The organism is Flavobacterium sp. NLM (assembly GCF_002210235.1).
In the GTDB taxonomy this organism is placed as follows: Bacteria; Bacteroidota; Bacteroidia; order Flavobacteriales; family Flavobacteriaceae; genus Flavobacterium; species Flavobacterium panici.
This window is the reverse complement of record NZ_LIAC01000006.1, coordinates 214,685-224,178: the sequence shown is the minus strand read 5'-3', so window position 1 is coordinate 224,178 and position 9,494 is coordinate 214,685. Positions and strand designations below refer to the sequence as shown.

Genomic DNA, 9,494 nt, shown 5'->3' with positions numbered 1-9,494 from the left:
GCCACGAATTACACGAATTTTCACGAATTAATTTTTAAAATCCTGCGAATAAAAATTAGTGGAAATTCGTGTAATTCGTGGCAGCTAACCCACAAACCTGACAATTATCAGCTTTTAAAAAAATCCTTTTTTCAATATTTGCCTTTATTTTAATCTGAAAACAAATGGCAAAAATACCTTTACACACTTTTCATATTCCTGTGATGGGTCTTGCATATACAATTGACAGCCCAATTCGCGTGGCGCAATATGGAATTTCGTCTGTTGTTGCTCTCGCTGATGATGATTTGATTGAGAAGATGCGTAACTTTTACAGCACTAAATTCAATATTCCGTATGAAGAAATCACGCAGAAATTTCATGATTATCGTGCAGAAAGAATTACCTCTTACCTAAATTTAGTTGATAAAATTGTAAAAGAAAAATTCGAGAATTTTAAAACTGAATTAGCCGAAAGCAAAACTTCTCTTGAAAATTTCATGTCAATGCTTCCTAATACTTCTGATATTAAAAAAGGATTTCAGAATTTACTGGATGACGGAATTGCTTTTAAAGAAAATATTCAGAATTATATCGAAACGAATCTTTTTCCGGGAGAAATCGACGTTAACATTATGACGAAACTGGACAAAGATAATTTCGTTAAAAACGAACAACTTCCAATTGAATTTAATGACGCACATGCCGCTTTAAGAGGTTTTGCAAATAGTAATCTGGAATCATCTCTTGTACTTTCTGCAGGAATGAATCCGAGATTGTTTGGTTACTTTGAAAATTTCAAAGATTTTTTCCCAAATGAAAATAACGAACTTAAAAAGAAAATCATCTTAAAAGTAAGTGATTTTAGATCGGCAATGATTCAGGGAAATTTCCTGGCTAAAAAAGGCCTTTGGGTCTCTGAATACCGAATTGAATCCGGATTAAACTGCGGCGGCCACGCTTTTGCAACTGATGGACTCTTATTAGGCACTATTTTAGAAGAATTCAAGCAGAAAAAAGAACAACTGATACAATCAGCCCACGATTTAATGATTAAAGCTTTACAGTCAAAAAATGAAGCTTTTCCCGAAAAACCTTTAGAATTAAAAATTACCGTTCAGGGCGGTGTTGGAACTGCAGAAGAACATGAATTTTTATTAGACGAATATCAAGTAGATTCTGTTGGCTGGGGATCTCCATTTTTATTAGTTCCTGAAGCCACTTCTGTAGATCAGGAAACTCGAAAGTTATTGATGAATGCAAAAGAAGATGATTTTTATTTAAGTAACATTTCACCTTTAGGAGTTCCGTTTAATACTTTAAAAGGAACTACAAATGAATTTTTAAAACAAAAAAGAATTCACGAAAATAAAGCCGGAAGTTCCTGCCCGAAGAAATTTTTAGCATTAAGTAAAGAATATGATCCGCATGGAATTTGTACAGCTTCTAAAAAATATCAGGATATTAAACTGGAAGAATTAGAAAGTATAAAAGATACTTTATCTGTCGATGCATTTGAAAAAAGCAAAATCAAAATAACCGAAAAATCATGTTTATGTGTAGGTTTGGCAAACGCTTCTTATCTTGAAAATGATATTAAAGTAAAAGGTCAGGCACAAGGCGTTGTAATTTGTCCGGGACCAAATTTGGCTTATTTTGATCAGGAAGTTTCTTTAAAAGAAATGGTACAGCACATTTATCAGGGAAAATCTATTTTAAGAACAGACCGCCCGAATTTATTTGTGAAGGAATTAAAGATGTATGTGGATTATTTTCGAAATGAAATTGAAACTATTTCCGGAGAAGCAAACGCAATGCAGCTAAAAAAATGGAATTCTTTTAAAACGAATATTTTAGAAGGAATTGAATATTATCAAAATCTGTTTTCGTCGACTCTTTATTTTAAAAAGGAAGAGGAAAAAATCAAAAATCAATTCGATTTTTATAAATCAGAATTAAATGCAATCCAGATTCCGAAACCTGAATTAGCATAAAACAAAACGCCGATTTAGAAATTCTAAATCGGCATTTTTAATATATAGAAATTAAAATCTATTCTTTCTTCTTGTTTTTGCTGTCAATAACAGCTCCTGTTCCAGTACCCAATGCAGCTCCGGCTAAACCACCAATAATGGCACCTTCACCTTTTTTCTTACTTACAATTGCTCCGGTTGCAGCACCAACTCCGGCACCAATAACAGCACCTTTAGCAGTTGCACTCCATCCTTTCTTTTTGGTAGTAGTGGTAGTTGTAGTATTTCCGTTTTCAGCTTGTTGGTGTACGACAACAACTTTTTGAGATTCAGCTTTCTGCTCCTCTTTTATCTTAGCCATTTCTGTCTTCATTGAATCGATAACACGCTGTTTGTTAATCTCAACTTTCATTGAATCAATACTGGCTTGTTTGGCTTTGTTTAAATCTTCTTTACTTTGATTTTGACAAGAAGTGATAAGTATTGCCGCTAATAATATATATAAGCCTTTCATGATTATAGTTTTTAAATTATACATTACAAAATACGGAATATATCACGTGCCGACTATTACATGATTTTTGAGAAACGTTATAAGATTAGAAGATTTTACTATTTGCTTGCAGAATTTTTATTGGAAGCTGGATCGTTTAATCTCGCAAAGTCGCAGAGTCGCAAAGTTTTTTTGCCAGAGATTAAAAGGATTAGAAAAGATTCAATAAATGCGTTGAAATTTTTTCCCGCAGATTTTGCAGATTAATCGGATTAATCTTTCTTAGTTCAATAGCGTCCAGCTTTAGCTGGATGAAAATTTGATCAAATGAAAAGGGCTTTAGCCAAACTACGCGTTTGGCTAAAGCCCTTTCAAATTTTATCTTTAATACCTCCAGCTAAAGCTGGAGGCAATTCAAAAAAATCTTTTTAATCCTTTTAATCTGTGGCAAAAAAAACTTTGCGAGATTAAAATTCCCTCTTACTTCCCTAAAATTCCCTTTTTTAGGATTTGCCCGAAGTCATACATATCTTCATAAGAGCAATATAAAGGAACTGGTGCCAGACGAATTACGTTTGGTTCACGCCAGTCTGTAATCACTCCGTTTTTCATTAAATAATCAAATAAACTTCTTCCTTCTCCGTGAAGGAAAACAGATAATTGTGAAGCTCTTTCGATTGGGTTTGAAGGTGTAATAATTTCAAAATTACCTGCAACTTCTTTATCAATTTCGTGCAGAATAAATTCTAAATAGGATGTTATGTTATCACGTTTTGCAATTAAGGCATCCATTCCAACCTCAGCAAACATTTCTACAGATGCTAAATACGGCGCTAAAGATAAAACCGGAAGATTACTAATCTGCCATCCGCCTGCTCCGTGAACAGGATCAAAGTTGGGTTCCATTTTAAAACGACGTTCTTTGTTGTGTCCCCACCAGCCAGCAAATCGCGGTAAATCTGGATCATTATGATGTCTTTCGTGTACAAAAACTCCAGAAGCATTTCCTGGCCCTGAGTTCATATATTTATAACTGCACCAAGCAGCAAAGTCTACATTCCAGTCGTGAAGTTCTAATTTTATATTTCCGGCGGCGTGCGCCAAATCCCAGCCTACTTTTGCTCCTGCTTTATGTCCGGCTGCGGTAATGGTTTTAATGTCGAAAACTTGTCCGGTATAATAATTTACTCCGCCAATTAAAATTAAAGCCAGTTCATCACCAACCTCTTCAATTTTTGCTAAAACATCTTCTAAACGGATATTATGTTCTCCTTCCCGACGTTTGATTTCTACAATTGCATCTTCTGGTTTGTATCCGTGAAAATGAACCTGACTTTGAAACATATATTGATCTGATGGAAAGGCTTTTTCTTCACAGATAATTTTATAACGCTTCCCTTTTGGCTGATAAAAAGAAACCATCAACAAATGAAGATTCACTGTCAAAGTATTCATAACGGTAACTTCTGACGGAAGTGCTCCCACAATTTTACTCAACGGTTCTGCAAATCTTTCCTGATAATCCCACCAAGGTTTCTCTGCATAAAAATGACCTTCTACAGCAAGTTCTGCCCAGTCATTCATTATTTCGTCAATATAAGCTTTGGTTCGTTTTGGCTGTAATCCTAATGAATTTCCGGTGAAATATATAACTCGTTTGTCATTGACTTTAGGAAAAATGAATTGTTCCTGATAGTGATTTAGTGTGTCTTTCGAATCTAGCTCTCGTGCAAATTCGCGTGTATTTTGAAAAGTCATTGTGTTTTTGTTTTGTCGGCTAAAATAACAAATTTTGTTTGTTTTGTTTTAAGTTTAAAGTTTCAAGTTGATATGCTTGGTGTGATTTAACGCAAAGTTCGCAAGGTTTTTTAATCAGTTTGTGTTTGCCAAATGCAAAAGAACGCAAAGCTTTGCGAACTTTGCGATTAAATCTTGCGGCGAGCGCCAAACTTGAAACTTGAAACCTGAAACTTGAAACTATTAAAAAACAAAAACCCGACAGGTTTTAAAAACTTGTCGGGTTTCTTTATAAGATCAATTCTAATTATAGAATTAACATTGCATCTCCGTAAGAATAGAATTTGTATCCTTCTTTGATTGCTTCATCGTATGCTTTTTTCATTAAATCATGTCCACAGAAAGCAGAAATCATCATTAATAATGTTGATTTTGGTGTGTGGAAATTTGTAATCATACAGTTTGCAATACTGAAATCGTGAGGAGGGAAAATAAATTTATTTGTCCATCCTTCGTAAGGATTCAAAGTATTAGCAGAAGAAACAGAACTTTCGATTGCACGCATAGAAGTTGTTCCTACTGCACAAATACGTTTTTTCTTTGCTTTTGCTTCGTTTACGATATCACAAGCTTGTTGATTAATGATCAATTCTTCTGAATCCATTTTGTGCTTAGATAAATCTTCCACTTCAACTGGATTGAAAGTTCCTAAACCTACGTGTAAAGTTACCTCAGCAAAATTTACTCCTTTGATTTCTAATTTTTTCAAAAGGTGTTTTGAGAAGTGTAAACCAGCTGTTGGCGCCGCTACAGCTCCTTCTTCTTTTGCGTAGATGGTTTGGTATCTTTCCGCATCTTCAGCAGTAACTTCTCTGTTGATGTATTTAGGAATTGGAGTTTCTCCAAGTTCTGTCAATTTGTTTCTGAATTCTTCATAAGAGCCATCGTATAAGAAACGTAATGTTCTACCACGAGATGTTGTATTGTCGATTACCTCAGCAACTAACGAATCGTCGTCACCAAAATAAAGTTTATTTCCGATACGGATTTTTCTAGCAGGATCTACTAAAACGTCCCATAAACGCTGCTCTGAATTTAATTCTCTTAATAAGAAAACCTCAATTCTAGCTCCGGTTTTTTCTTTGTTTCCGTACAAACGTGCAGGGAAAACTTTTGTATTGTTAAGAATTAAAACGTCTCCGTCATCAAAATAGTTGATAACATCTTTAAACATTTTATGTTCTATTGTTTGTTTTTGACGGTCAATTACCATTAAACGAGATTCATCTCTATTTTCTGCCGGGAATTCAGCTAAAAGTTCTTTCGGTAAATTGAAATTGAAGTGTGATAATTTCATATTTGAAGTTAGATTTTAAAATATCAATCTTAGACTTTTTTATCTAAAATTTTAAATCGCCTGCAAATATACGATTGTGAGATAGGCGTTGTCAAGTGTTTTGACGTTTATTTTCAAAAGTCCTTGATTTAGTGGTGGTTTGGAACACCATAAAAATGTTTTTTTCACCATATAAATTATATAAGTTCATTTCATTTGGATTCCTTTAACAAAAAAGCCTCTGGTTAAAACCAGAGGCTTATAGGATTACGTTTTATTTAGCTCTTTATTTACATGAACTTATATAACTTATATGGTTAAAAACTTTACAATTCTGAGATTTGGAAGTTTAAAGATTTTAAGTCATTCCAGAAATCCGGGTATGATTTTGAAACTACTTCTGCATCGTCTATAATAATTGGCACTTTTATCGCAAGCGGTGCAAATGCCATTGCCATACGGTGATCGTTGTATGTTGCAATATGAATATCGTGATTAATATTTCCTGAACGCTCTAAAGTCAAACTGTCATTGGTTACAGAAATATTTGCTCCTAATTTTGTAAGCTCAATTCGCAATGCTTCCAATCTGTCTGTTTCTTTAATTTTTAAAGTATGAAGACCTGTTAAATGACATCCAATTCCCAAACCTAAACAAGTTACTACGATTGTCTGCGCAATATCCGGCGTGTTGTTTAATTCGAAATTTACATCCTGATAATTAAATCCTGCCACTTTTTCCAAAGTCATTTTGTTGTTTTGGAAAGTGGTTTTCACGCCCATTTTTTCATAAAGAGAAACTAATTCTGAATCTCCCTGAAGACTGTTTTCTTTATAACTGCTTAAAGTGATTTTTGCAGCATCGGCCAAAGCCACCAAACTAAAGAAATACGAAGCTGAACTCCAGTCAGATTCTACAACCATTTCCTTTGATTCGACAGATTCTTTAGGATAAACTTTAATTATATTTCCTTCAAAACTTGTTTTTATATCTAAATCATTCAACAAAGCCAAAGTCATTTTGATATATGGAACTGAAGTAATTTCTCCTTCTAATGTCAGCTCTAAACCATTTTCTAGTTTTGAAGCGACTAATAAAAGTGCCGAAATATACTGACTGCTCACATTGGCTGCTAAACTAACTTTTGAAGCAGTAACTTTTTTTCCTTTAATTCGAATTGGCGGATAACCAACTTCTTTTTCATAACTAATCTCAACTCCCAACTGGCCTAATGTTTCAACCAAAATTTTTATTGGGCGTTCCTGCATTCTGCTTGAACCTGTCATAACTACTTCTCTGCCTTCGTTTACGGCAAAATATGCGGTTAAAAAACGCATTGCAGTTCCGGCGTGGTGAATATCTACAATTTCATCATTACCAATTAATGCTTTCTGCATGACTTCGCTGTCGTCTGAGTTTGAAGTATTGGCTAAAGTAATATTTGGGAATAAAGCTTTTAGTAATAATAAACGATTGGTTTCGCTTTTAGAACCTGTGATATTTAATTGTGAATTATCAATGGTGAATTGTGAATTCGTACTTAATTTTAAATTCATGATTTTAATTATGAGTTGCGAATTATGTGTAATTTAATTCGAGCCTGCAATTTACCACTCCTCATTCATAATTCAAAATTCACCATTGATATTTCACAATTATTTCAATTTATCGTTGTTTTTGTGACGATCTTTATCTCTAACCGATTTTAAGTCCATTTTTTTATCAAAAGCGGCTTGTAAATCGATTCCGGTTTGATTGGCCAGGCATAAAACTACAAAGACAACATCTGCCAATTCTTCGCCTAAATCTTTATTTTTATCGCTTTCTTTTTCAGATTGTTCTCCGTAACGACGGGCTATAATTCTGGCAACTTCACCTACTTCTTCTGTAAGCTGGGCCATATTGGTTAATTCGTTAAAGTAACGAACTCCGTGTTCTTTTATCCAGGTATCAACGTCTAGTTGTGCATTTTTCAAATCCATGATTACATTTTTTTTAGGACAATTTTTTCATTTTGACTGGCAACAACTTTTTGAAAAATATTTTTCAGTCCAGCATATTGCTCCGCTGCAAAAATACTGCTGTTAATTTCTTTTGCGCAGGTTATTTGAATTTTATTTCCTTCGGCAGAAAAATTTAGCAAATAGATTATATTTTTATCTTCTGTCACAATTCTAATAGGCTGTGGCAGAGATTGTACTTGAAAACCTTCTGGAATTTCGATATTGACATTATATTTTTGCTGATTTTTATATCCAAAATAAACCGGCATAACTCTTTGTTCCTGATTAAATGGATTTTTGGTTCTTGTAAAAAACAATAACGGACTTACGAAAATTTTCCCTCCTATTATATCCGACTGGCTGCCTGATGTGAAAGAAAAAGTTTCTAAAACAGGATCTTTAATATTTGATTTTTGGTTCTCAATTTTATAATTTGAAATACTTAAATTTCCTAATTCTGCTTCAAATTTTTCAAGATAATTATCTTGGGTTTTAGTTGCGTTTTCTATTCTAAAATGATAGGCATCATAATCTGTTCGAAGAATTCTGACCTGTCCGCTCATCTTTCCATCCTGAGCAATTTTTGCCATCAAATTAAAACTTTCTTTAGAAGGATTTGAAGGTTCTAAATCGATCTCTAGTGAAGTTCCGTCATTTTTTATAAGTCTTCCTTTCCAGTTCAAAACATTTAAAGGCAAAATGTTTGGAGAGGTATATTTGTGTGTTGCATCTAGTAGAAATTGTTTTCCGTCAATTTCTGCAGCAGCAATGACATAATTAAATCCGGTTCTGGTGGGATAAACAGGAAGTCCGTTTTCGATTGTACTTACTAAAACCGGACTTGCTTCTATTCCTGCCAGTCGAAGCATATTGATCAAAATGAAATTAATTTCGGCTACATTTCCTGTTTGGTCTGTATATGCTTTTTTAATTCCTTTATCTGTATAATAACCGTAGTTTTCATTCCAGTTCATTTTGTTTTGAACATAGGTAAAAACCAGATTCAGTCTTTCATTTTGAGATTCTACATTTCCAATTAAGCGTTTTACATCTTCGACTAAAAAACTCATTTCATTAAGTTCTTTCCCAAAACTGTTATCTTTAAAAATTGTTTTTGCCACACCTTCCCAAGTCATCGTATAATCTTTTACGGGTTGTTCCGGCATTCTTACTCTTTCCAGCTCGTGCTTAATTGTTCCTTTGTAATTTTCTATGTTATTTACATATGGTTCTTCATACAAAGCCGGGACATTTTTTCCTGAATAATAGGCTTCGATTTGTCGATATGAAAATGAATTGGTTTGATTGTGTTCGTTTTCAAATGACTGGCTTCCTGTAGAAAACTTAGAATCGTTTTCCAGCGGAATCCCTCCTATTAAAATTGGCTTATAAATGTAAAATTCCGGTATTTCTGTTTTATAATAAAAGTAGTTAACCGGAATATCGTATTGAATATCAAAGTCAGGGAATTTTACAATATTCTCAGATTTCAAAATATATTTATATTCGATAATTGAACCCACTTTTACATTGGGCAGCGTAATGGCTTTTTCTTTCCAGTAATTATTGATTTTTTTCTTAAATGCTCCTTGATTTTCCAGCTTGGTTTTTACTACGGTGCCATTTTCGAGATTGTATGTAATTGCATCTGAAAATTCTAATCGGTCTTCGTTTAAGTTTTCATAACCTATATAAAACCGGACTTTTTGATCTGCCCATTTTAATCCTTCTTTTTTGTAAATTTTAATTTTGACCTCACAGACGTGATTTGCCGTAAACCCGGCATCTTTATTATAACTAAAATAAGTTCTGCCTTTTTTAAATAATATGGCCGCTGAAGCGCTGCTGTCTATTGGATGCACTTTTTCCTGAAGTTCGGCAACCGTTACTTTTCCTAATTGATAGTTTTGAGAATTGGCTTTTACGATAAAAACAAAGAAAATTATAGCAATTAAAAATTTTGGCAGCTTCAT

At 33.7% G+C, this 9,494-nt stretch carries 7 protein-coding genes; 1 reads left to right on the top strand and 6 read right to left on the bottom strand.

The annotated features are described in order from the left end of the window. Positions 1–164 precede the first annotated feature (164 nt). Positions 165–1,973 (top strand): hypothetical protein, encoded by a 1,809-nt coding sequence (locus APR43_RS09700; RefSeq protein WP_053472533.1) that lies wholly within the window; start codon positions 165–167, stop codon positions 1,971–1,973. Between the two features lie 58 nt (positions 1,974–2,031). On the opposite strand, the gene APR43_RS09695 is transcribed toward APR43_RS09700, so the two are convergent. The 6 genes from APR43_RS09695 to APR43_RS09670 form a co-directional block, all read right to left on the bottom strand. After that, the gene (locus tag APR43_RS09695) at positions 2,032–2,466 is read right to left on the bottom strand and encodes a YMGG-like glycine zipper-containing protein (RefSeq protein ID WP_053472532.1); all 435 of its coding nucleotides are present in this window, start codon (positions 2,464–2,466) and stop codon (positions 2,032–2,034) included. A gap of 459 nt (positions 2,467–2,925) precedes the next feature. Continuing rightward, positions 2,926–4,203, bottom strand: coding sequence for a kynureninase (gene kynU / locus APR43_RS09690; protein ID WP_053472530.1), 1,278 nt, complete (start codon positions 4,201–4,203; stop codon positions 2,926–2,928). A gap of 286 nt (positions 4,204–4,489) precedes the next feature. Then, a complete protein-coding gene (gene queA / locus APR43_RS09685; RefSeq protein WP_053472529.1) occupies positions 4,490–5,539 on the bottom strand; it encodes a tRNA preQ1(34) S-adenosylmethionine ribosyltransferase-isomerase QueA in 1,050 nt (349 codons plus the stop codon). Between the two features lie 305 nt (positions 5,540–5,844). Beyond that, positions 5,845–7,074 (bottom strand): 3-phosphoshikimate 1-carboxyvinyltransferase, encoded by a 1,230-nt coding sequence (locus APR43_RS09680; RefSeq protein ID WP_053472528.1) that lies wholly within the window; start codon positions 7,072–7,074, stop codon positions 5,845–5,847. 99 nt (positions 7,075–7,173) lie between these two features. Continuing rightward, a complete protein-coding gene (locus tag APR43_RS09675; RefSeq protein ID WP_012022600.1) occupies positions 7,174–7,500 on the bottom strand; it encodes a nucleotide pyrophosphohydrolase in 327 nt (108 codons plus the stop codon). A gap of 2 nt (positions 7,501–7,502) precedes the next feature. Continuing rightward, positions 7,503–9,494 (bottom strand): DUF3857 domain-containing protein, encoded by a 1,992-nt coding sequence (locus tag APR43_RS09670; protein WP_053472527.1) that lies wholly within the window; start codon positions 9,492–9,494, stop codon positions 7,503–7,505.

Coding starts and splice junctions, on each gene's coding strand:
- APR43_RS09700 (WP_053472533.1), top strand. CDS start 165: ATGGCAAAAATACCTTTACACACTTTTCATATTCCTGTGATGGGTCTT.
- APR43_RS09695 (WP_053472532.1), bottom strand. CDS start 2,466: ATGAAAGGCTTATATATATTATTAGCGGCAATACTTATCACTTCTTGT.
- kynU (WP_053472530.1), bottom strand. CDS start 4,203: ATGACTTTTCAAAATACACGCGAATTTGCACGAGAGCTAGATTCGAAA.
- queA (WP_053472529.1), bottom strand. CDS start 5,539: ATGAAATTATCACACTTCAATTTCAATTTACCGAAAGAACTTTTAGCT.
- APR43_RS09680 (WP_053472528.1), bottom strand. CDS start 7,074: ATGAATTTAAAATTAAGTACGAATTCACAATTCACCATTGATAATTCA.
- APR43_RS09675 (WP_012022600.1), bottom strand. CDS start 7,500: ATGGATTTGAAAAATGCACAACTAGACGTTGATACCTGGATAAAAGAA.
- APR43_RS09670 (WP_053472527.1), bottom strand. CDS start 9,494: ATGAAGCTGCCAAAATTTTTAATTGCTATAATTTTCTTTGTTTTTATC.